This window comes from Paenarthrobacter sp., assembly GCF_031180005.1.
In the GTDB taxonomy this organism is placed as follows: Bacteria; Actinomycetota; Actinomycetes; order Actinomycetales; family Micrococcaceae; genus Arthrobacter.
In genome coordinates, this window is record NZ_JAPSHI010000009.1 from 1 (window position 1) to 21,125 (window position 21,125).

17 protein-coding genes and 1 pseudogene are annotated in these 21,125 nt (G+C 62.7%); 8 read left to right on the forward strand and 10 right to left on the reverse strand.

The window, feature by feature from the left end:
- Window positions 1–502, reverse strand: a pseudogene (locus RIF72_RS08530) (HNH endonuclease); the annotation flags it as partial.
- Between the two features lie 370 nt (window positions 503–872).
- Window positions 873–1,769, reverse strand: a complete 897-nt coding sequence (locus RIF72_RS08535) for a helix-turn-helix transcriptional regulator (protein ID WP_309074393.1) — start codon at window positions 1,767–1,769, stop codon at window positions 873–875.
- Window positions 1,770–1,898: 129 nt separating this feature from the next.
- On the opposite strand from RIF72_RS08535, the gene RIF72_RS08540 reads away from it, so the two are divergent.
- Together RIF72_RS08540 and hrpB are read left to right on the forward strand one after the other, a co-directional pair.
- Window positions 1,899–2,942, forward strand: a complete 1,044-nt coding sequence (locus RIF72_RS08540; RefSeq protein ID WP_309074394.1) for an NAD(P)-dependent alcohol dehydrogenase — start codon at window positions 1,899–1,901, stop codon at window positions 2,940–2,942.
- A 47-nt stretch (window positions 2,943–2,989) separates the two neighbouring features.
- Entirely contained in the window at window positions 2,990–5,695 is a 2,706-nt protein-coding gene (gene hrpB, locus RIF72_RS08545) for an ATP-dependent helicase HrpB (RefSeq protein ID WP_375164209.1), read from the forward strand.
- 22 nt (window positions 5,696–5,717) lie between these two features.
- On the opposite strand, the gene RIF72_RS08550 is transcribed toward hrpB, so the two are convergent.
- Together RIF72_RS08550 and RIF72_RS08555 are read right to left on the reverse strand one after the other, a co-directional pair.
- Window positions 5,718–7,352 carry an amidohydrolase family protein gene (locus RIF72_RS08550; RefSeq protein WP_309074396.1) on the reverse strand — a complete coding sequence of 545 codons (1,635 nt, stop codon included), beginning with the start codon at window positions 7,350–7,352 and terminating at the stop codon, window positions 5,718–5,720.
- Window positions 7,342–8,799 carry an APC family permease gene (locus RIF72_RS08555; RefSeq protein ID WP_309074397.1) on the reverse strand — a complete coding sequence of 486 codons (1,458 nt, stop codon included), beginning with the start codon at window positions 8,797–8,799 and terminating at the stop codon, window positions 7,342–7,344. The genes RIF72_RS08550 and RIF72_RS08555 overlap by 11 nt, the downstream gene beginning before the upstream one ends.
- Window positions 8,800–8,958: 159 nt before the next feature.
- Between RIF72_RS08555 and RIF72_RS08560 the strand changes: the two genes are divergently transcribed.
- The 3 genes from RIF72_RS08560 to RIF72_RS08570 all read left to right on the forward strand — a co-directional run bounded on the left by RIF72_RS08560 (window position 8,959) and on the right by RIF72_RS08570 (window position 12,626).
- Window positions 8,959–9,576, forward strand: coding sequence for a TetR/AcrR family transcriptional regulator C-terminal domain-containing protein (locus RIF72_RS08560; RefSeq protein ID WP_309074398.1), 618 nt, complete (start codon window positions 8,959–8,961; stop codon window positions 9,574–9,576).
- 31 nt (window positions 9,577–9,607) lie between these two features.
- Window positions 9,608–10,342: a M50 family metallopeptidase gene (locus RIF72_RS08565; RefSeq protein ID WP_309074399.1), complete on the forward strand. Its 735-nt coding sequence runs from the start codon at window positions 9,608–9,610 to the stop codon at window positions 10,340–10,342.
- Between the two features lie 154 nt (window positions 10,343–10,496).
- The gene (locus RIF72_RS08570) at window positions 10,497–12,626 is read left to right on the forward strand and encodes an elongation factor G-like protein EF-G2 (RefSeq protein ID WP_309074400.1); all 2,130 of its coding nucleotides are present in this window, start codon (window positions 10,497–10,499) and stop codon (window positions 12,624–12,626) included.
- Here RIF72_RS08570 and RIF72_RS08575 read toward each other — a convergent pair.
- Window positions 12,623–13,303, reverse strand: coding sequence for an alpha/beta family hydrolase (locus RIF72_RS08575; protein ID WP_309074401.1), 681 nt, complete (start codon window positions 13,301–13,303; stop codon window positions 12,623–12,625). The genes RIF72_RS08570 and RIF72_RS08575 overlap by 4 nt on opposite strands.
- 75 nt (window positions 13,304–13,378) lie before the next feature.
- Between RIF72_RS08575 and ligD the strand changes: the two genes are divergently transcribed.
- Together ligD and RIF72_RS08585 are read left to right on the forward strand one after the other, a co-directional pair.
- Window positions 13,379–14,404, forward strand: a complete 1,026-nt coding sequence (gene ligD, locus RIF72_RS08580) for a non-homologous end-joining DNA ligase (protein WP_309074402.1) — start codon at window positions 13,379–13,381, stop codon at window positions 14,402–14,404.
- Between the two features lie 231 nt (window positions 14,405–14,635).
- On the forward strand, window positions 14,636–15,604 hold the full coding sequence (locus RIF72_RS08585; RefSeq protein WP_309074403.1) for a serine hydrolase domain-containing protein: 969 nt from the start codon (window positions 14,636–14,638) through the stop codon (window positions 15,602–15,604).
- A gap of 21 nt (window positions 15,605–15,625) precedes the next feature.
- On the opposite strand, the gene RIF72_RS08590 is transcribed toward RIF72_RS08585, so the two are convergent.
- The 5 genes from RIF72_RS08590 to RIF72_RS08610 form a co-directional block, all read right to left on the reverse strand.
- Window positions 15,626–16,246, reverse strand: coding sequence for an L-threonylcarbamoyladenylate synthase (locus tag RIF72_RS08590; protein ID WP_309074404.1), 621 nt, complete (start codon window positions 16,244–16,246; stop codon window positions 15,626–15,628).
- Window positions 16,247–16,266: 20 nt separating this feature from the next.
- Window positions 16,267–17,133 (reverse strand): ABC transporter permease, encoded by an 867-nt coding sequence (locus tag RIF72_RS08595; RefSeq protein WP_309074405.1) that lies wholly within the window; start codon window positions 17,131–17,133, stop codon window positions 16,267–16,269.
- Window positions 17,123–18,139 (reverse strand): ABC transporter ATP-binding protein, encoded by a 1,017-nt coding sequence (locus RIF72_RS08600; RefSeq protein WP_309074406.1) that lies wholly within the window; start codon window positions 18,137–18,139, stop codon window positions 17,123–17,125. Before RIF72_RS08600 ends, RIF72_RS08595 begins: the two co-directional genes overlap by 11 nt.
- On the reverse strand, window positions 18,136–19,215 hold the full coding sequence (locus tag RIF72_RS08605; protein WP_309074512.1) for an outer membrane lipoprotein carrier protein LolA: 1,080 nt from the start codon (window positions 19,213–19,215) through the stop codon (window positions 18,136–18,138). The genes RIF72_RS08600 and RIF72_RS08605 overlap by 4 nt, the downstream gene beginning before the upstream one ends.
- A 92-nt stretch (window positions 19,216–19,307) precedes the next feature.
- A complete protein-coding gene (locus RIF72_RS08610; RefSeq protein ID WP_309074407.1) occupies window positions 19,308–20,246 on the reverse strand; it encodes a BadF/BadG/BcrA/BcrD ATPase family protein in 939 nt (312 codons plus the stop codon).
- A 151-nt stretch (window positions 20,247–20,397) separates the two neighbouring features.
- On the opposite strand from RIF72_RS08610, the gene RIF72_RS08615 reads away from it, so the two are divergent.
- Window positions 20,398–21,120 carry a GntR family transcriptional regulator gene (locus RIF72_RS08615; protein WP_309074408.1) on the forward strand — a complete coding sequence of 241 codons (723 nt, stop codon included), beginning with the start codon at window positions 20,398–20,400 and terminating at the stop codon, window positions 21,118–21,120.
- Window positions 21,121–21,125 lie beyond the last annotated feature (5 nt).

Below are 21,125 nucleotides of genomic sequence, written 5' to 3' on the forward strand. Positions count from 1 at the left end.
TCCGCCATTCCGGCGCCGCCCCTGACGGCCCCGGCGACGTTTGTTGTGCTTCTTCCCGGGTCCGTTCCACTGCCTGCGCCGCGACGACTTGCAGGTACTCCACTGACCGGGAGATCTCTTCGATCCTTCCCGCAAAGTCGGCAGCCTCAACAAACCCAAACAACCGCGCCGCATCGGCAACGGATTCGCGAAGCGACCCAACAGCTTCGGCGGCCAGATCTACAGGCAAACCAGCCGCAGCGTCCCCGTAGTTCACGCCCTCACCTGTGCTGAACTCCGGTAAGCCGCTCAATGACTTCAATCCGGGAAGCAGCCCAGCGCCTCCTGAGTCACCCGCGAAGGTGCCGGCCGCCGTCGTACCCCTCAACGTGGCCGTCCGGACAGGGACACCAGTGGCCGTCCGGACAGGGACACTCTTGGACCTCAGGGACCGCTGACGCAGCAGCGCATCGGCGCGGGCCGAACCCGCCCGCCGTGCCAATATCTGCCCGATTGCTCCCATGAACCAACCCTGTCATGGCGCACTGACATTTTTAGCTCCTCTGCAATGACCCTCCTGTGTGACGGCAAGGAAGAGGCATTCCGGCGGTCACCGCCGGAAAAATGCTGGCTTCGGATGCCTGGAGCGTAGGCAGCAAATACGCCGGTTCAGGTCTCTGGATGCCACGTGACCGGTACCTTAGTGCTTCGGCGCTGCCCAGAAGATCGGTCAGGTACCAGATGATGGCCAGCCACATTTCCGTACCCTGCAAGATCGGGAGATTCTGTCTCCGTGAACGATTCGGAGCCGATGGGGAGCGAATCGGAATCGACGTTTGCGACGAGGGACAGGAAGGCCCGCTCGCCGGTGTCCGTTGGAGTTGATGACGCAATCATTTGTTGTGGATGGTCCGGAGGTCCCCGGAATCCTCAGGGCTCGCTAGGGTCGTCGCGGCCCAGCTTGCCAGCAGCTGCAGGGCGTCGGACGTACCGGTGCCGGGTTCCGGGTTGTAGACCGTCAAGGTCAAACCGGCATCGGCGGACAGCTCAAGGGCTTCGTACAACAAATGCAGGTCGCCAACTATCCGATGACGGAAGTGTTTCTTCCCTGTGTAATGCTGGCGCACGTTATGGGATGCCCAGCGGACCCGGAACTCCTCGCTGCGTGTGGACAATTCACCCACAAGGTCGCTGAGGCCCCGGTCGTAAGGATCGCGGCCTGCCTCGGTCCGCATAATGGCCACCGTGTCGTTGGCCGCCCGTTCCCAATCCGTGTAGAAATCCCGGCTGCGCGGGTCGAGGAAAAGGAAGCGGGCATGGTTGGGCGGCCCGGCGGGACTATCGTAGATATCTGAGTACAAAGCACGCCCAAGGGCGTTTGTTGCCAGGAGATCCAACCGACCGTTCCGAATAAAAGCGGGCGAGCCGCTGATGGCATCCAAGGTGAGCTGAACGCCAGGCCGGATGGCCTGCTTCCGCACGGGCCGGCGTCGTGACCTGCCACCTTCACTCGCTGCGCGGGCGAGGTCGTATAAGTGGGCGCGTTCGGCGTCGTCGAGTTGCAGGGCGTTAGCCAGGGATTCCAAGACGCTTTCCGAGACGCCAGCGAGATTTCCCCGCTCCAGCCGCGTGTAGTACTCCACGCTTACTCCGGCCAGCATGGCCACTTCGCCGCGCCGGAGTCCCGGTACGCGACGATTGCCACCATAGGCGGCCAGTCCCGCTTGCTCGGGCGTGATCTTCGCCCGTCGTGTGGAGAGGAAGTCACGCGTCTCTGTCCGGTTGTCCATGCTTCAACGGTAGGACCTTTGGCCCGCTAAGGGAGGCCCTGTCATTACCCCTAACAGCAGTAACTCCTTCCATTCTGGGAAAGGAGGTTGGATGGAAACACCCAACAACGTACACAAAGCAGGAGAAACATGCCTACCGCCAACGCTTACGCTGCCCCCTCGGCCACGGGAGACCTGACCCTGACCACCATCGAACGTCGCGAGGTCGGTCCGAACGACGTCCACATTGACATCAAGTTTGCCGGTATCTGCCACTCGGACATCCATACAGTTCGCGGTGACTGGGGCCCGCAGCAGTACCCCTTGGCTCCTGGCCACGAAATCGCGGGCATCGTCACCGACGTCGGCGCGGACGTCACCAAGCACAAGGTGGGCGACCGCGTAGGCGTCGGCTGCATGGTGAACTCCTGCAAGGAGTGCAAGAACTGCCTTGCGGGCGAGGAACAGTATTGCCTCAAGGGAAACGTGGGCACCTACGGCGCTGTTGACCGCGACGGCACCATCACCCAGGGCGGCTACTCCAGCAGCGTGGTGGTGGATGAGGACTTCGTCGTCACCATCCCGGAAGGCTTGGACCTCGACGTCGCCGCACCGTTGCTGTGCGCCGGCATAACCACCTACTCACCTTTGCACCACTGGGGCGCCGGTCCCGGTAAGAAGGTTGCTGTCGTCGGCCTTGGCGGGCTCGGCCACATGGCCGTCAAAATTGCCCACGCCATGGGCGCCGAGGTGACAGTGCTCTCGCAGTCGCTGAAGAAGATGGAGGACGGGCTCAAGTTGGGCGCAGACCACTACTACGCCACCAGCGATCCCGCCACGTTCGAACAGCTCGCTGGTACCTTCGATCTCATCATCAACACCGTCAGCGCTTCCATCGACATCAGCTCATACCTTCAGCTACTCACGCTCGACGGCACGTTGGTCAACGTTGGCGCGCCCGCCGAGCCGCTGCCGGTCAACGTGTTCTCGCTGATTACGGGTCGTCGTCGCTTCGCCGGTTCCGCGATCGGCGGTATCCGCGAAACCCAGGAAATGCTGAACTTCTGCGCGGAGCACGGCCTTGGCGCCGAGATCGAGGTCATCCCGGCCAACAAGATCAACGATGCCTACGAACGCGTTCTTGCCTCCGACGTCCGCTACCGCTTTGTCATCGACGCCTCTACCATCGGCTAGAAACGCAACACCATAAGATCAACACCATGAGAAGGGCCACGCTCCCAATGAGGGGCGTGGCCTTTCAATTGCCACGCAACAGGGACAATGGTCTGGTGACTTTCAGACTGGACACCATCGGTACGGGACTGGTCTTTGCGGATTCCCTCGGCAAACTTGCTACTGCCTTAAGAGCCCAGGGCGACGGCGGCACGGTATCCGGCGGAACGGCAGTTGTGCAGGCGCCACCAGGCACAGGAAAAACCACACTGGTTCCGCCGTTGCTCGCCAATCTCGTGTCCGAACAGAACTCCGGCCAGCCGCGCGTTGTCGTCACCCAACCGCGGCGTGTGGCCACCCGCTCAGCCGCACGCCGTCTGGCTTTGCTCGACGGAAGCCGCCTGGGTGGCAGGGTGGGCTATAGCGTCAGAGGTGAAAGCAAAGCCAGCCAAGACACTGTGGTCGAATTCGTCACGCCTGGCATTCTCCTTCGGCGTCTCCTGGCTGACCCCGGCCTTGAAGACGTCGACGCGGTGGTCTTGGATGAGGTCCACGAACGTGGACTCGAAACGGATCTGCTGGTGGGCATGCTCGCGGAGGTCCGTGAATTGCGGGGTGACCTGACGCTGGTGGCCATGTCGGCAACCCTCGACGCCCCGCGTTTCGCAAAGCTTCTTGGGACAGGGCTCGACGGCGGTGGGCCGGCACCCGTCGTCGACTGTCCTTCCGCGCTGTACCCGTTGGAGATCCAATGGGCGCCGGTCCGGGAGCATCGACTCGATGCCCGGGGCGTATCCAGGAGTTTCCTCGATCATGTGGCCCACACTGCTGCGAGATGCCACGCGGCCGCCCTGAGCCGGAACCCCGAAGTAGACGCTCTGGTTTTCCTCCCGGGAGCCCGGGAAGTTTCCGACGTCGCTACTCGTCTTCGCGGGAAGCTGCCACAAAATGTGGAGGTGCTCGAGTTGCACGGCCAGATCGGTCCGGAAGCTCAGGACCGCGCCGTATCCGGCCGTGAACCCGGCGGGCCGCCCCGGATCATTGTGTCCACGTCGTTGGCTGAATCGTCCCTGACTGTCCCCGGTGTACGGTTGGTCGTCGATTCCGGGCTTTCAAGGGAACCACGGCGAGACGTCGGCCGCGGAATGTCCGGACTCGTGACCGTTTCCTGTTCGCGCGCATCGGCGGATCAACGCGCCGGCCGCGCAGCGCGACAAGGACCGGGCACGGTGGTTCGCTGCTACGACCAGCAAGCCTTTGCCGCAGCTCCGGTACATCAGATACCGGAGATCTCCGTTGCAGACCTCACCAGCGCTGCCTTGGTCCTTGCCTGCTGGGGCGCGCCGGGTGGTTCTGGCCTGCAGCTACCCGACGCACCGCCTGCTGCGGCCATGAACGATGCCGTGGAGATCCTCCAGGAACTGGGTGCTGTTGCACACGACGGAACTGTCACCGCCGCGGGCAAGGCCCTGGCCCGCATCCCAGCGGATCCCCGACTTGCCCGCGCTTTGTTGGACGGATCGGCTGTTGTGGGCCGACGTGCAGCGGCTGAAACGGTGGCACTCGTGGCCGGCGATCAGAGAGCGCCCGGCGCTGACCTCTTAAAGCTGCTCACTGCACTGCGTTCCGGATCGGACTCAGGCGCTCGTCGTTTCGCGGAAGACGTCAAGCGGATGGAGACGCTGATTCAGAAGGTGACGCGGGTACGGCAGGAGGTTACCGCCGTCGGGCATCCCAAGCCCCCGGCCGATGTCATGGCGAGGGAAGCGCCCGGCTTCGTTGTGGCGCTGGCTTTCCCGGACCGCGTGGCCAGGCGTGTACCCGGCGATGGATCCACCACGTACTTGCTCTCTTCGGGGACGCGGGCCGGGCTTCCCGCTGGCAGTTCACTGTCCGGGCATGACTGGCTTGCAGTTGCCGAGGTGTCGCGCGCCGAGGGGCGTGATGCCGCGGGTACTGGCGCGGTCATCCGTTCCGCCGCACCCTTGTCGGTTGAATTGGCGGAAGCTGCCGCGCCCGATCTCCTCGCGGAGAAAGTACAGGCGAAGTTTGACCAAGGCCGGGTCATGGCCAGGCTTGAACGCCGTATGGGTGCCATCGTCCTGTCCTCCACCCCTATCCGCCCCAGCGCAGAGTCCGGCCGTCGTGCCGTGTCCGAGGCATTGGAGAAGGCGGGGTTGTCGATTATCGGCTGGTCGACCGCAGCCGATGCCCTGCGCCGCCGCCTTGCGTTGCTGCACCGCGAGCTCGGAAGCCCCTGGCCCGACGTCCGGGAAGCCGCCCTGCTATCCAAGCTGGACGACTGGCTGGGTCCCGAGTTGGAAGCGATTGCCACCGGCGCCTCGGTGAGTTCCATCAACCTCGTTGATCCCTTGAGACGTCTGCTCCCTTGGCCGGAGGCTGCCCGGCTCGAGGACCTCGTGCCGGAGTGCCTGGCGGTGCCGAGTGGTTCGCGTGTCCGGATCGACTACCCCGAGGTTTCGGACAGCATCGGTACGGGTCACGACGACGGCCGCCCGGTGGTGGCGGTCAAGCTTCAGGAATGCTTCGGTTGGGACCGCACGCCGCGCCTCGTGGAGGGCAGGGTCCCCGTGTTGTTTCACTTGCTATCCCCGGCAGGACGGCCGTTGGCCGTCACGGACGATCTCGCCTCATTTTGGTCCGGTCCCTACTCCCAGGTTCGGGCCGAGATGCGTGGGCGCTACCCCAGGCATCCCTGGCCCGAAGATCCGTGGACCGCGCCGGCCACGGCAAAGACGAAAAACAGGATGTAGCCTCTGGTCCCCGGCGGGCCGGCTAAGCCTGCCGCATCAACATGAACTGGATTTCCCCGTCCACGAACGTTCCCAGCACGCTGCTCGCGGCGAATTCGTCCGGGCCCGTGACCAAGGGATCGAGTTCGAATGCCGTGAAATCGGCCCGCTTGCCCACAGTAATTGAACCCGAAACATCCCACAGGCCTGCAGCTTTCGCCGCGTGGGAGGTGTACCCCTCCAGAGCTTGGAGCGCGGTGAGGGCCTGGGCTGGGGCGATGGGTTCCTGGTCCGGATTCCCCGAACGTCGGCGCAACTGGGCGTCCGCGATGATTGGAAGGGGTTCGTAGGGCGCGATCGGCCAGTCAGAGCCGATACCTAAAGTCACTCCGGCGTCACGAAGATCCCGGCAGCGCCACGCCCGGTCCGCCCGCTCTGCGCCAAGACGGGTAGACCAGTTGTCGCTGTGATCGGCAAGTGAGTAGTGGGTGCAATGGGTCGGCTGCATGCTGGCGACCACGCCAGCACCCGTGAAGCGTGCCACCAGATCATCGGGCACTGTTTCAATGTGCTCAATCCTGTGGACGGTTTGGCGCAGGAGATCAGCAGGAACAGTGTTTCGCAGCGATTCCAAGGCCTCCAACACATGGCCCACCCCGGCGTCACCGATTGCGTGCGTGGCAGTGGGGATACCGCGGGAGGCAAAGTACCGGACGGCGGCGGAGTACTCTTCGGGCCGCGGCCAGAAGGGCGCGGTGGATTGGCCATGAACATCAGGCTCGTAGAGCCAAGCTGTTCCGTTGTCCACTGTGCCATCGACGAAGAGTTTGATGGCCTCAATGGACCAGCGCCGGCCTCCGGTGCCGATGCTGCGCGCCAGTTCTTTCCATTCGACTTCGCCACTGCCGGGCATGCACCACGGCGCCGCCCGAAGTCGCAGCGGGAGTTCACCGTCCTCCTCCAACGCTTGTAAGAGTGCTGCGGATTCCTCGCTGTGGTCCATGATGTGGCCGCCGGTCAGTCCGGATCGCGCGAAGTCTCGAAGGAGCTCTGCGAGTCGTGCTTTGCGTTGGGCGAAGGACTCTTGCGGGATATGGCGCTGCACCAACTCCATGGCCGCAGCTTCGAGGAGGAGCCCTGTTGGAACGCCGTCTGCGTCGCAGACCACCTCAGAGGCCTGGTCGAATTCAAACCGGCCCTGGATGCCGGCCAGTTCCAGGGCACGGGTGTTTGCCAGTGCTGAATGACCATCGAACAAACGTATGAGCGCGGGCTGGTCCCCGGTGACGCTGTCCAGCACACTGCGGTGCAGCGGTACAGTTCCGAAAGCGTTCGGGTTGAGTCCCCATCCACGTAACCAGCCGCCGTCGTGCGCTGCTTCTTCGCGCACGAGTGTGAGGACTTCATCCAGCGACGTAGCGCTGGAGAGGTCGACGCCGATTGTCAGATCCAAGCCGAACACCGGGTGGATATGGCAGTCCACCAACCCCGGCGTGAGCGTGGCGTCACCGAGATCCACCACACGTGTATCCGCCTGTTGCCAGTCTCTGGCGTCTTGGCGGCTGCCGACGGCGGCGATCAATCCGCCGCTGATGGCAACAGCCTGGACAGACTGGTTCTGGTGCCGCTCATCCATCGTGTGAATGGTGTCGGCAAGGACAATCAGGTCAGGAGTCATGGTTTTCAAAGCTTCCAATCCGGGCGAAGACGTCAGGGCGGGTGGTGCGCAGCCTGCGGGCAATCAGCAGGCCAGCAAGGAATACAACTGGCGTGACCAAGAGCAGGATGGTGTTGGTCAGTGCATCCGCAAAGGTGAGGAGTTCAATGTTGATGGCTATCAGTGCCACCACGCCAAACAGCAAGATGGCCGAGGCGACGCTCAGGGGAATGAGTAGACGGTTGGTGGCTGCGGCGGGATTACGCCGCAGGTAGATGAACGCTGCTACCGATACCAGGCCTTGAAGGGCCACGATTCCAAAGATGCCCGGCGTGTTGACCCAGATCAGCAGTTGCTTGTACGGGTCCGCGCCGGCTACGGCGCAAATGATGATGACGACGGCGGCCAGAATGGTCTGGATCTGCCCGGCGCGATGCGGGGACTTGTACTTGGGGTGGGTCCTGCCAAGGAACGCGGGGAGCACGCCGTCTTTGGCGAGCATGTAAACGTAGCGGTTGATGGCGTTGTGGAACGCCAGCTGGGAGGCATAAACGCTGGTTACGATCAGCACGTACATGACTACTTCCGCCCATGGGCCCACGTACTGGTTGATGGTGGCAAAAAACATTCCCTCGGCCAGTTCGCCGGCGGCAACAACGACGTTTCCATCGCCGTAGGCCTGGATGACGGTCCACACAATGAAGGCGTAGAACACGGACATGAAACCCACTGCAATGTAGGTTGCCCGGGGAACGGACTTGTCAGGATTTCGTGCCTCGCGGCGGTACAGCACGGTGGACTCGAAGCCCATGAAGGCAGCGAAGCAGATAGCCAGGATGGCAAGGACACCTGGAGTGAAAGCGTGCTCGGGGGAGAACGAGGCGAAACTGATGCCTTCGGCGCCACCACGTGCAAGGATTCCGAAGCCCATGACGGCCAGGATCGCAGTTTCGGCGATGAGCAGGACCCCAAGGACTTTGGCGCCAACATCGATGCCCCGGTACCCGAGCAACCAGACGGCCGCGATGGCTACCAAAGCTACGGCAGGCCAAGGCACATCCCAGCCAAAGAATGCGAGGAGCATGCCTTGGGTTTGGACGGCGAACAGTCCGTAGACGCCGATTTGCAGGCAGTTATAGGAAACGATCGCCAGGATGGCTGAGGCCAGGCCTACGGTCTTTCCCATGGCCAAGGTGATGTAGGTGTAGAAGCCACCGGCGGCTTTGACATGTTTGGTCATGGCCATGAAGGAGACGGCGAAGACCAGCAGGACCGCTCCGGCAATGGCGTAGCCCATGGGGGCGCCTATGCCCGCCACGCCGATGGCTACTGGTGCTACGCCGGCCATTACGGTGAGGGGAGCCGCTGCGGAGATCACCAGGAAGGCGATGCCGCCGGTGCCTATGGCGTTGCGCTTAAGCCCATTCCCGGCGTCTGCTGCCGGGGGGCGGGTTTCGAGGTCAGACATGGGGATCCTCTGGGGTGTTTGGGGAGGGGAGTCCAAGGAGAAGCCGAACATAAAGCGAAAGGCTTTCGTTTATCGTAAGTCCTTGTGAGCCGGGGCACAATACCTACACGCAAACTTCTGGCTAGAGTCGTAACAACACCTTTGAATGGAGACACCTGTATGGCACGCCCGCTGGTCCCACTGATATCCATCGACGCACTCGTCACCGCCGCTCTTGAGCTGGTGGACGAGGCAGGGGACTTCAGCCTGCCAAAACTGGCCAAGCGGATCGGCGTGAGCCAGTCCTCCATCTACAACCACGTCAGCGGGCGGGAGGAGATCCTCGAGCTCATGCGCGGCCGGATCATTTCAGAGAGTCCCTACGTCCTGGAAGACGAGCAGGATTGGGAGGCCTCACTTCGTGCCATTGTCCGGAGTTATCGCGACGCCTTCGCCCGCCATCCAAAACTCGCGCCACTGCTGGTACTCCAAACAGTTCAGGATGCCCAAGTCATGGCCCTCTACGAGAACCTGGCGGTGGCCCTCGAAGCCGCAGGATTCCACGGGCGGGACGTGATGTCGGCGATTTCCACCATTGACAGTTTCGCCCTCGGCTTCGCCTTGGACCTGGCGGCCCCGGACGTCGTTTGGGCTCCACCAACGCAGGGTTACCCCGCCCTCACCAGCGCCTTGGCACACGCAGGACCCTCTGAGGAGCGAGGTGAGGCAGCTTTCAATTTCGGCCTCGACATTCTCATCGCTGGACTGCATTCCCGTCTTCAGTCGACAGTGCTGTGAACCGGGCAGCCCGGGGATTCCGGAAGATGCCTTGAATCTCGCACAAGATTGGTGGGACGCGGTGGTCCGCGGATTCACCGACACGCACACCACCGCAGTGCCCATACCTGCCCTGCTGGGCATCCTCGCGTGCGCCGTCGTCCTGAGCATCCCTCGTGCAAGCTGGAGATGGTTCGGGCTATACGTCACCTTCGTCCATGAGCTGGGGCATGCGTACGCCGCACTCATGACTGGGCGCTTTGTCCATGGGCTCCGGATCGGCCTCGACCATTCAGGGCGTCTTGTCAGCAGTGGTCGGAGCGCTTTCGGGGCAGCGTGGTCGGGGTTCTGGGGCTATCCCGCACCGGCGGTCGTCGGGTTGGGCCTCATCGCAGCGTTTGCCTCGGGCCGGTCCGGAGCCGCTATGTCCATCGGGGCGTTGGTCCTGTTGGTTTCGCTCATTTTCCTGAGGAACCTCACCGGGATCCTTGTGGCTGTATTGAGCGCAGTCATCGCGCAGCTCTTGATCCTGTTCGCCACGCCCACAGTAGTTAACTATGTTGTCCTGACTCTCGGCGTTGCCCTCTCCGTGGGTGGTATCAGGGATCTATTCAAACTTGCCGGCGTACACACCCGCCGCCGCGACCGCCTGGCCGCCTCTGATGCCTTCATTCTTGGCCGCACTACGGGCGTCCCGGCTTTCGTCTGGTTAACCGGATTCACGGCGGTGATCACTGGTTGCGCCGTAGCGTCGGTGTGGTTGCTATGGGGGATGCTCTCCCTTTAGCGCGGTAGTTGACCGGCGGCAGTCTGACGCCGATAGTCCGGCTTTCGTCGCCGCGAGGCCTTGCCCTGTGGTCGCTTCAGGGTGTCCAATCCTCTTAACGGTCGAACTGGATGTGTTCGGACACCGTACCGGGCTAGAACACCAGGAGGTGCCCATGTCCGCGAAGGGCACGCGCGAAACAGCAAAAGGAACCGGACCGGGCGGAACCGACGCCAGGCGCGGTGACAATGGAGCTGCCTTGGCCGCGAGTGATCCAGCAAGAATCCGGAACGTGGCACTCGTGGGACATTCGGGCGCAGGCAAATCCATGCTGGTGGAGGCGTTACTGGCCGCGACGGGTGCCATCACCAGAATGGGCTCCATCAGCGAAGGCACCACTGTTAGTGATTCGGACCCCTCCGCGATCCATCAGCAACGCTCGGTCACGTTGTCCGTAGCCCCGATTCTCGTGGAGAATATCAAGGTCAACCTGATCGACACCCCCGGCTACACCGACTTCACCGGCGAACTGCGCGCTGGTTTGAGGGCCGCAGATGCGGCCCTTTTCGTTGTGTCCGGTGTTGACGGTATTGACGGTGCCACCGTTGCGTTGTGGGGCGAATGCGAGAAGATCCGGATGCCTCGTGCCGTGGTAGTCAGCAAACTGGACCATCCCCGCGCCGACTTCAGTGCCGCCGTCGTGCGTTGCCGGGAAGCGTTCGGTGAGGCTGTCCTCCCGCTGTATCTCCCAGCCGTGGGCAACGCCGGACTCATCGGCGTGCTCCACGGCGCTGATAATCTTGACGGCGCTGCGAATGGGGGCTTGGAGCCGGCTTTCGACGTCGAAGAAGCGAGGGGACCCTTAATCGAAGGCATCATCGCCGAAAGCGAAGATGAAACCCTCATGGACCGGTACCTCGGCGGCGAAGAACTGCCCCTTGCGGACCTCATCTACGATCTTGAAACTGCAGTGGCACGGGGCAGCTTCTTCCCGGTTTTGCCGACGTCGGCCGAAACAGGCCTTGGTCTTCCGGAACTGATGGCGCTGTTGACGGATGCCTTGCCATCGCCGTTGGAACGCATCACCCCGGCGATGATGAAACTGGACGGCTCCTCACTGAAGCCCCTTCCGTGTGACCCCGCCGGAAGACTTGCTGCAGAAGTAGTGCGAACCACGGTGGATCCATTCCTCGGCCGTGTCTGCTTGGTGCGGGTCTTCTCAGGGACCTTGCGGGAAGACTCTTCGATACATATCGGTGGCAGGGGTTTGGCGGATCGGGGGCACGAGGACCACGACGCCGATGAACGCATCACCCATCTCTACTCGCCTGTGGGTTCAAGCCTTAAGGCCATTCCACAGTGCATTGCCGGTGACATCTGCGCCATCAGCAAGCTGGCCGGCGCGGAGACAGGCGACACAGTCTCGGACCGTGAGGCGCCGCTGCTCATCGAGACCTGGAATATGCCCGAGCCATTGATGCCTGTAGCTATTGAAGGAGCATCGCGCAGTGATGAGGACGCTCTGGCCAAGAGCATCGGAAAGGTTGCAGCAGCCGATCCAACACTTCGTTTGGAACGCAACCAGGACACGCACCAGCTCATCCTGTGGTGCATGGGGGAGGCCCACGCCGAGGTGGTCCTGGACCGGCTGCGCAACCAGGGCGTCAAACTCCAGACCGTCGATGTCATCACTCCGCTCAGGGAAACCTTTACCACCAAAGCAACCGGACATGGGCGGCATGTCAAGCAGTCCGGCGGCCACGGACAGTTCGCCATCTGTGACATCGAAGTGGAGCCCCTGGCCCGCGGTGAGGGCTTTTCGTTCACCGACAAGATCGTGGGCGGGGCAATACCCGGGACGTTTGTCACGTCCGTGGAGAAAGGAGTCCGCTCACAAATGCTGAAGGGTGTCTCGGCGGGATTCCCGGTGGTGGACATCAAGGTGACGCTGGTGGGTGGAAAAACCCATAGCGTGGACTCATCCGACGCGGCCTTCCAGGCGGCCGGCGCATTGGCCCTCAGGGAAGCTGCGGCCAACGCCGGAATCCGGCTGCTGGAACCCGTCTCCTCCGTTGTCATCAGTGTGCCCGACGAATATGTGGGCGCGGTGATGAGCGATCTCTCCGGACGCCGGGGTCGTGTGACCGGCACTACCGCCGCTGACGGTGAAGGAACGGAAATCAGTGCCGAAGTGCCGGACCAAGAGCTCTTGCGGTACGCCATAGAACTCCGTGCCCTCACAGCAGGCACGGGCCGTTTTCGTAGGTCCTTCCTTCGCCACGAACCTCTGCCGAAGCAGGCCTAGGTGTATTGAGCTGAGGCGTTCGCGCGCAGGAAAGCAGCAACCGCCGGGGCAAGGGATGCCCCAATCTCTGCCGCCCCACGTTTCAGGCCCTTGACCGCGAACGAATGGTCACCGCCCTCGCTCCACTGGAGTGTCGCCGTCGGGCCTATCTTCGCCACCACTGCCTCCAGCAGTTCCGGCGTAGCGAAGGTATCACGCGTCCCTTGGAGGAAAAGCATGGGTGCAGTGACGTCATACAGGTGTTCATCCCGTAGTTTCTCTGGTTTGCCAGGTGCGTGGAGAGGATAGCCGAGGTACACCAAACCCCTTGCGGGCATGCCTTCTGCCACTGCCATGGAAGCCATGCGTCCACCGAAGGATTTACCCGCTGCCCAAAGTGGTTCACCTTCGCCTGCTTCAGCTGCTTTGGCCATCACTGCACGCCACGTGGCGATAGCCAGCGGCGGGCGGTCCGGAAAACGCCTGCCAGCCTCACGGTAGGGAAAGTTGAAGCGCAACGTGGCTACGCCCTCGTCTGCCATCGCCCCAGCGAAACCCTCCAGGAAGGGGTGTTCCATTCCGGCGCCCGCCCCGTGCGCCACAACAAGGGTGGCGAAGGGCTGCGGGGGGCGGATATGGAGGGCTGACACTTCGGTTTCACCGACGGCGATGGTCACGGATGTTTCAGTGTTTGGCATGCATCCATCATTGCCCACGACACCAAAACGCATCGGGTGCTGACGCGCAGGGCATAAACGGGGTAGCTTGTGGCCATGGCGAGCGAAGCAACCACCGTTACTGTCCCTGGTCCTGACGGCCCCCGGGAGGTCAGGATATCGAGTCCAAGCCGGGTGATGTGGCCTGACGCTGGACTGACCAAACTGGACCTTGCCAACTACCTGATCGACGTCGGAGAGGCTTTCGTGACGGCAAACGGAAACCGTCCGATCAGCCTCCAGCGCTACTCGGGCAGCATTGAAGGCGAAATGTTCTTCTCCAAGAATCCCCCAAAAGGAGCCCCGGAGTACGTCCGTTCCGTGCCGGTGACCTACCCCAGCGCGCGTTCCCATCCGCAGTTGGTGATCGACGAGCCGGCGGCTGCGGTGTGGGCAGCCCAAATGAATACCGTGGTCTTTCACCCTTGGGCGTCCCGGGCCAATGATCCCGACAATCCGGACCAGCTCAGGATCGATCTGGATCCCCAACCTGGCACAGACTTCGACGACGCCATCCCGGCTGCGCTGGAACTGCGCTCCGTGCTGAAAGAAGCCGGACTCACGGCGTTCATCAAAACCTCCGGCAACCGGGGACTCCACGTGTATGCACCTATTCATCCCAAGCATGAATTCCTGGATGTCCGTCACGCCGTCATCGCTGTTGGACGAGAGTTGGAGCGGCGCATGCCGGAGACGGTCACTACGGCCTGGTGGAAAGAAGAACGCGGGACCAAAATATTTGTGGACTTCAACCAAGCCAACAGGGATCGGACCATTGCCGGGGCCTACAGTCCCCGCGCCGTACCTACGGCCCAGGTGTCCTGCCCGTTGATGTGGGAGGAACTCGGGAACGCCGATCCTGCAAAGTACACCATCAAGACAGTCCCTGAGCGGTTGACTAAAGTAGGCGACCCTTGGAAGTCCATGCACGATCACCCGGGCGACATTGACGTCCTGCTTAAGTGGTGGGATCGCGACGTCAAGAACGGGCAGGGCGAAATGCCCTTCCCGCCGGAATTCCCCAAGATGCCGGGTGAACCCATGCGCGTGCAGCCGAGTCGGGCACGCACGCCGGGGGAGTAGGCCGGAGAAAGTGCAGTGGGAGTGCGTGTGCCGCGAGGTCCAGCGAGAGGCAAACTGAGTACCGCCCTCGCGTGCGGCTTGCTTCTTGGCGGTATGTTGCTCGGTGGGTTTGTGCTCAGCGGCTGCACGGACACCCCGGAACCGCTTCCACCCCCGCCGACCACCGCCACATTTCCCCCGCCTACGACAGCTCGGCCTGCAACAACCGCACCTCCTGCCGTGCCTACGTTCATGACTTCTCCGGTGCCCACGGAGAGCGTTGCGGCCACCCCTGCGTTCCAGGAGCTCCGCGCCACTCTCTCGCTCTTCGCGCGGGAGAAACTGGAAGAAGGGGCATCGGCAGTTCTCATCAAAGCGAAGGTCGGCCAGCAGGAGTGGACGCTTGCAGAAGGAGTCCTGACGCGGGAGGGACAAACTACTGTACAGCCGGGTGACCGTTTCCCTGTGGGGGACCAGTTCAGGACACTGTTGGCAGTCTCCGTCATGAAGCTCGTGGAAGAGGGCCGGCTGGGGTTGGACGACCTCGTCACGGAATACCTTCCCGGCTCCCTCACGGCGAATAGTCCGGTGACGATCCGCCAGCTACTTGGCGACACCGGCGACACGGCTGCTGCCGCGGCGCCCGATGGCGATGCCCTGTTGGGCCGGGTCGTGGAGCAGCTTCGAGGTGCGCCGCTGGGGGCTGTCTTGCGAACGGACGTCCTGGCGCCCTTGAACCTCCAATCCACGGAGTTCCTGAATGCGAGCTCAACTGTCCCCGATGACGTCATCCACGGTTACGTCCAAATTGAGGGAGAAACCGTGGATGTTACCGGCATCCAACTCCCGGGCGGGATCGCCAACGGAGGCCTTGTGTCCACTGTGGAGGACATCTCCGTCTTCCAAGCCGCGTTGCTAAGGGGGCAATTGTTGTCCCCGGCGAGCCTTATTGCCATGAAGGGCACAGTGTTTGCCGACTATGGCCTCGGCCTGGACCACTGGGATGACCGCTGCACCAACGGCTCCTACTTCGGCCACGCCGGAGACATTCCCGGCTATGGAAGCATTGCCATCAGCAGCGCCGACGGCAACCGCCAGCTGTCCATTTTCATGGCTTACCCGCCGCAGCCTGTGTCGCCCCAGCCGTCAGCCTTGGCACTGGAGATGACTGGCGTTGCACAAGTCGCAATGAATTCCGGGTGCCGTTTCCAATTCAGGTGACTGTCAATGACACCGCGGCGCTTATTCGAAGCGCGAGGGATCGCCAGTTCCGTACCGCACAACCTCGGCTACGCCGCTGGAAAAGTCGATAACGGTAGTTGGCTCTGAGCCGGTGTCGCCGGCATCGATGACGCCGTCAACCTGGTTGTCCAAGCGTTCCTTGATTTCCCAGCCCTGGGTCAACGGTTCTTCCTCATCCGGCAGCAGGAGCGTGCTGGAGAGCAGGGGCTCACCCAACTCTGCCAAGAGCGCCTGAACCACCCGATGATCAGGGATGCGCACGCCCACGGTTTTCTTCTTGGGGTGCAGGAGCCGCTTGGGGACATCGCGTGTGGCCGGGAGGATGAATGTGTAGCTGCCTGGGGTGACAGCCTTGATGCTCCTGAAGATGTCATTGTCCAACATGACGAACTGCCCCATCTGGGCGAAGTCCTTGCACACCAAGGTGAAGTGGTGCTTGTCGTCGAGTTGCCTGATGCTCCTGATGCGGTCCAAAGCTTCCCTGTTGCCGATCTGGGCGCCCAGCGCGTAGCAGGAGTCTGTGGGATAGGCGATCAAGCCACCACCTTGAAGCATGTTCACCACTTGGCCGATGGCGCGTGGTTGGGGGTCGTCCGGGTGCACGTCAAAGAATCTTGCCATGGAAAGAGCCTACGACAAAGCTATGACAGGACGTCCTTGTTGGAGAATTTTGCGTATGCCAGCGCGCCGCAGACCGCTATGTACCCTGACTGGAGGAGTGCGTTATCCCCGAACGATGTCCACGAGATCGGCTGCCGCAGCAGGTCCGCAAAGCCCAGCCAGTGGTGGCTGAACAGCCAAGGATGCAGCCATTCAAGCTGCGGCAGGTTATCGAGTACCTGCGACACCACAGCAAGCACAATGGTGGCAGCCATGGCGCCCACCGGCACGTCCGTGAAGGTGGAGATCAGGAGGCCGATTGCGGAGAGCCCCAGCAGGGACACCGTGATGTAGGCAGCGATCAGCAATGACCGCAACGCCGACTCGCCCACACTGATGGTGTCACCTGACAGCAAAGTCACGGGGCCAACAGGAAAAAGTACGACGCCGGCCAAGGCGCCGGAAGCTGCCACGGTGGCGGTAGCGGCGAAACAGAAAGCGACGGCCCCTGCATACTTCACCAACAGCAGACGTATGCGCCCTGCCGGAGCGAGGAGCAGGTACCGCAGGGTTCCCAGGTTCGCCTCACCGGCGATGGTGTCCCCGGCCACCACGCCGACAGTAAGTGGCAGGAACAAGGGAACACAGACCACCAAGGCAGTAACCGCGACGAACAGGCCGTTCTGGGTGACCCGGTCCAGGAACAATGGCCCGCGGCCAGGAGCGGTAGGCCGGGACGACAACTTGACCGCCACTGCGATCAAAACAGGTACAGCAGCCAGGGCCATCAGCATGGCCCACGTCCGGAGCCGCCGGAACAGCACGGACAACTCCGAGCCCAGAAGAGCCCATCCGATGCCGGAACGAACAGCATTCCCTTGGGAAGGACCAGCAGTTTCAGCCAGCAACGTCGAACCCCTCCCCGGTCAGGGAAACAAAACTCTCCTCCAAGCTCGCGTTCTCAACCACGAAGCCACGGACGCGGACGCCGGCAGCAACCAACGCAGCCACGATCGCCTCCGGTTCATGTCCATTGATTCCGGCGCCCAACACCGCCGTGGTGCCCCTTGGGTTGCCGGTACGCGGCGCTTCACCTGGAACCAACCCAAGGCGCGTCAGCACTCTGGACGCCAATTCAACGTCGGGCGTTTGCACCACAACGTGTGCCTGCCCGGCAGCCCCCAGCTCCTCCAGGGGGCCTTGTGCCACCAGGCGGCCGGCGCTCATCACGCCCACGTGGGTACACATTTGCTCTACCTCGGCAAGCAAGTGGCTGGAGACGAACACCGTAGTCCCGCCGGCGGCGAGGGAGCGAACCAGGTTGCGCACTTCGCGGGTGCCTTGCGGGTCCAGCCCGTTGGTTGGTTCGTCCAGAACCAGGAGCTCCCGCGGCCTGAGCATTGCGTTCGCCAAGCCGAGACGCTGCTTCATTCCCAGAGAGTAGGCGCGGACCTTCTTTCCGGCGGCGTGGCCCAGCCCTACCCGTTCAAGGGCATCGTGGACCCGTTGCCGCCTGGTTGCCGACGACCCATGACGGTCGGCGGCATCCAAGCGCATCAGGTTTCCCGTCCCCGACAGGAAAGGGTAGAAGCCAGGACCTTCCACCAAAGCGCCGACGTCCGGCAGCACGGAAGCCAAAGCCTGAGGCATCTCCTTGCCAAGGACACGGACGTCACCGCTGCTTGCCGAAGCGAGCCCCAGCAGTACCCGGATGGTGGTGGTTTTCCCCGATCCATTCGGTCCCAAAAAGCCAAAGACCGAGCCACGGGGTACTTCGAGGTCTATGCCGTCCACCGCCGGCCGGTGACCGAACCGCTTAACCAGTCCGTGTGTTTCTATAGCGAGATCGGACGAACGGACAGGGGCGGAGCGTTCAGTTGCACCAGCAGACGCGGCGGTCCGGGGTTCGTTCACTGGGCGGCAGCGGCTGACTGAAGCCGTTCCAAAGGCACCATGCCCGCATAGATGCGACCGTCGTCGAGAATCAACACGCTCAGCAGCGCCGTCGTCAACGCCCGGCCGCCGCCAACAGGCTGCAGGGCTTGGGATAGCTGGGGATTGGACGTGAACTCAGCCGGAGCAGAACCGGCGGGCAAAGAGATCACCGAATCCCAACCCTTACCAGTGACGGATGCTCCGTGGTCTCGCATATCAGGTGTCGGGACGGTGGGAATCATAGAGGGTTTGGCTGGCAATTTTTTCTCAGTGACGGTGGCTCCCGGTGGCGGGGTGAAATCGAACAACTCAGCACCGGGCCTGGAAAGGTCCAATTGGGTGTACTCGAGCGAGTAGGCGGGCTCGGTCTGTCCATTGGCCCGTACCTCGACACCCAGGGGCAGTCCGGTTTCGGAGTCGACGTCGATGGTCACCGAATCAACCAGGGTTTCGGTACTGCGTGGGTTAAGGACCAAAGAGTAAGCGCTGCGACCGGCCACTGATGAAGACTCAGCAGTGGTTACCTCCGTGCCGGCATCGACCGCTTCAAGGAAGCGGCCGGCCATGGCCTCCGGCGTCGGCATGTCCGACGGGGTCATGTGCGGCGCGGGCATGTCCGGCGGGGTCGGTTTATCAGGTGCGGTCAGATGTGTAGCGCTGTTGTCCCTCGAGTTGTAGAACCAGACATCTCCGCCATTGATGACAACGTCACGTTCGGCCATCTGGTCCAGGACTTGCAACCGCAGCCGCAGGGGCCCATCCACATAGACCCTGGCAGTGTGGGAGCCGGTCAGAAACTCCAGTGCAGAGGCAGCGCCCGGTGCGATGCCCGGCCCTGACGTGGGGAGCTCCGGCAGCCCCAGCTCAGCGGTTTGTTCCACTGTGCCGGACAAAGCCCGCACCTCGGAGCGGGCAATCATGGCCAGGATTTCTTCAGCGGTCTTCGGCGGAAGGGAAACGGTAGCGCCTGCTTGGACCGAGCCAAGCAGTATTGCAATCGCCAAGGCAAGGGGAATCAACAGAGCTGGCAGCCACCGCTGCCTGGTCCGCGCCAATGCTACCAACCACCGATCGTGACAGGCATGATTCCAGACTACTCCGGTTGGCTGCGCCGATCACCTGCCCGACTACTCCTGAATCACCTGACTTAGTGCTGAACCAGTTGCCGGGCCAATTCCACTGCACCATGGACAGGGGGCTGTGCAAGGATCCGGATCAAGGACGGATCTTCCAAGGACATCTTGCGCGCCACGGCCGCGGCGAGCTGGCTCTGATTCACTAGCAGGGCGCCAGCCATGACCAACGGCAGGTCCAACCCAAGCTCGCCCATGACCTGTCGGGCAAGCGTGGCCAGCGAATGCGCGGCCTCTGCCTGGATACGCAAGGCCGCGGGATCGCCCTCCGCTGCCAGGTCCAGGACAAGCGGTGCCAGACCGGCCCAGTGGTCGGGTTCGGGCTTGGCGTAGAAGGAGTCCATGAGCTGCAAAGCATCAACGCTGGCCGTAGCCGTCATGATTGCCTTGACCATGGTGCCGGGTTCCAGACCCGCGTAGTACTCGCGGAGTGCCTCGCGGACGGCGTCCCGCACCACCGAGTAGCCGCCGCCTTCATCGCCCAGCAGGTAGCCGTAACCTCCGCTGCGGGCTTCCCTTCCGTCACGGTTCCGGCCCCACGCCACAGACCCGGTGCCCGCGACGACCACAGCTCCGGCCTCGAGGCCTGCTGCCGCCAGCACAATGCGGGTGTCATGCACAACGTCGATCCTGGCGCCGGGGAAATGTTCCGTAAGTAAGGCGGAGACGACTGCACGGCTTGCCGGGGTGTCTGCTCCGGCTGCTCCGGCACAGACAGCCTCGATTCCGCCGCCCACGCTCGCGGCGATCCGGCGCAGCACGGCGTCGGCGCCCTGGTGCCCAACGGAGGACAGATTGGCGCTGGCTTCGGTGATCTCGACGCCGGAGCCACCCCGGGAGTTAACGTCGCCCTGTGCCGTATCGGACCTGACTGCGTGTGTCTTGGAGCCGCCGATGTGGAGGCCAAGGACAGCGGGAGTCACAGGACCTCCACCAACGCGGTGGTGTTCCACTGCTGTATTTCCTCCAACTGACGTCCCTTCGTTTCGGGTGCGGACTTTTCGGATAAGCGACGGTCTTTAGAAGCGGCATCAGAGCGGGTTAGACCAACTCGATCCACATTGGCATAGACCAATGGTGTTGTCCATAGATAGGGTGGCCAATATGTCCAGTGAAGTCGAGCATGCAACGCCCAAATACTACCTCCTGAAAACCGAGGTACTCGGGCTGATAGCCGGACTCCAACCAGGCACGCTGATTCCCACCGAGCGCGCCCTTGCCGAAAAGTACACGACATCCCGGACCACTGTCAGGCAGGCCATCAGTGAACTTGTGGCGGAGGGGAAGCTGGGACGCATCCAAGGCCACGGCACGTTCGTGGCACCACCTAAAGTGACGCACGTCCGGCAGCTGACCTCGTTTTCGGATGACGCGCGGAGCCAGGGCTTGCGGCCGGATTCCACATTGATTGCCCTTAACGTCGTTCGTTCTGATGCGGAGGTCGCTGCCCATCTGGAACTCGAGCAAGGCGACCCGGTGACCCGGCTGGAGCGCATCCGATTAATTGAGGGGGAGCCGTTGGCGCATGAGATCGCCTGGCTTCCCGGGAAGCTGCCGCGGCTCAAGTCCAACCTGGCCAAAGCGGGTTCGCTATATTCCGTTCTAGCGGACGTCTACCGGGTCGAGGTGGCCGACGTTGAGGACACGGTGGAGACAGCCCTCGCGGGTCCGGCGGACGTCAGGCTGCTGGGAATCGAAATGGGAGCACCATTGCTGGTGGTCCACCGTTTGGCCCGGGATGCGGCCGGCGCACCCGTGGAGTGGACCCGCAGCGCATTTCGCGGAGACAGGTTCCGGTTCGTGTCGCGTGTGAAGTCAGGTGGCTAAAGGCG

What these genes read in the sequence shown, in the direction of transcription:
- RIF72_RS08535 (WP_309074393.1), bottom strand. Translation starts at nt 1,769, where the DNA reads ATGGACAACCGGACAGAGACGCGTGACTTCCTCTCCACACGACGGGCG.
- RIF72_RS08540 (WP_309074394.1), top strand. Translation starts at nt 1,899, where the DNA reads ATGCCTACCGCCAACGCTTACGCTGCCCCCTCGGCCACGGGAGACCTG.
- hrpB (WP_375164209.1), top strand. Translation starts at nt 2,990, where the DNA reads ATGAGGGGCGTGGCCTTTCAATTGCCACGCAACAGGGACAATGGTCTG.
- RIF72_RS08550 (WP_309074396.1), bottom strand. Translation starts at nt 7,352, where the DNA reads ATGACTCCTGACCTGATTGTCCTTGCCGACACCATTCACACGATGGAT.
- RIF72_RS08555 (WP_309074397.1), bottom strand. Translation starts at nt 8,799, where the DNA reads ATGTCTGACCTCGAAACCCGCCCCCCGGCAGCAGACGCCGGGAATGGG.
- RIF72_RS08560 (WP_309074398.1), top strand. Translation starts at nt 8,959, where the DNA reads ATGGCACGCCCGCTGGTCCCACTGATATCCATCGACGCACTCGTCACC.
- RIF72_RS08570 (WP_309074400.1), top strand. Translation starts at nt 10,497, where the DNA reads ATGTCCGCGAAGGGCACGCGCGAAACAGCAAAAGGAACCGGACCGGGC.
- RIF72_RS08575 (WP_309074401.1), bottom strand. Translation starts at nt 13,303, where the DNA reads ATGCCAAACACTGAAACATCCGTGACCATCGCCGTCGGTGAAACCGAA.
- ligD (WP_309074402.1), top strand. Translation starts at nt 13,379, where the DNA reads ATGGCGAGCGAAGCAACCACCGTTACTGTCCCTGGTCCTGACGGCCCC.
- RIF72_RS08585 (WP_309074403.1), top strand. Translation starts at nt 14,636, where the DNA reads ATGACTTCTCCGGTGCCCACGGAGAGCGTTGCGGCCACCCCTGCGTTC.
- RIF72_RS08590 (WP_309074404.1), bottom strand. Translation starts at nt 16,246, where the DNA reads ATGGCAAGATTCTTTGACGTGCACCCGGACGACCCCCAACCACGCGCC.
- RIF72_RS08615 (WP_309074408.1), top strand. Translation starts at nt 20,398, where the DNA reads ATGTCCAGTGAAGTCGAGCATGCAACGCCCAAATACTACCTCCTGAAA.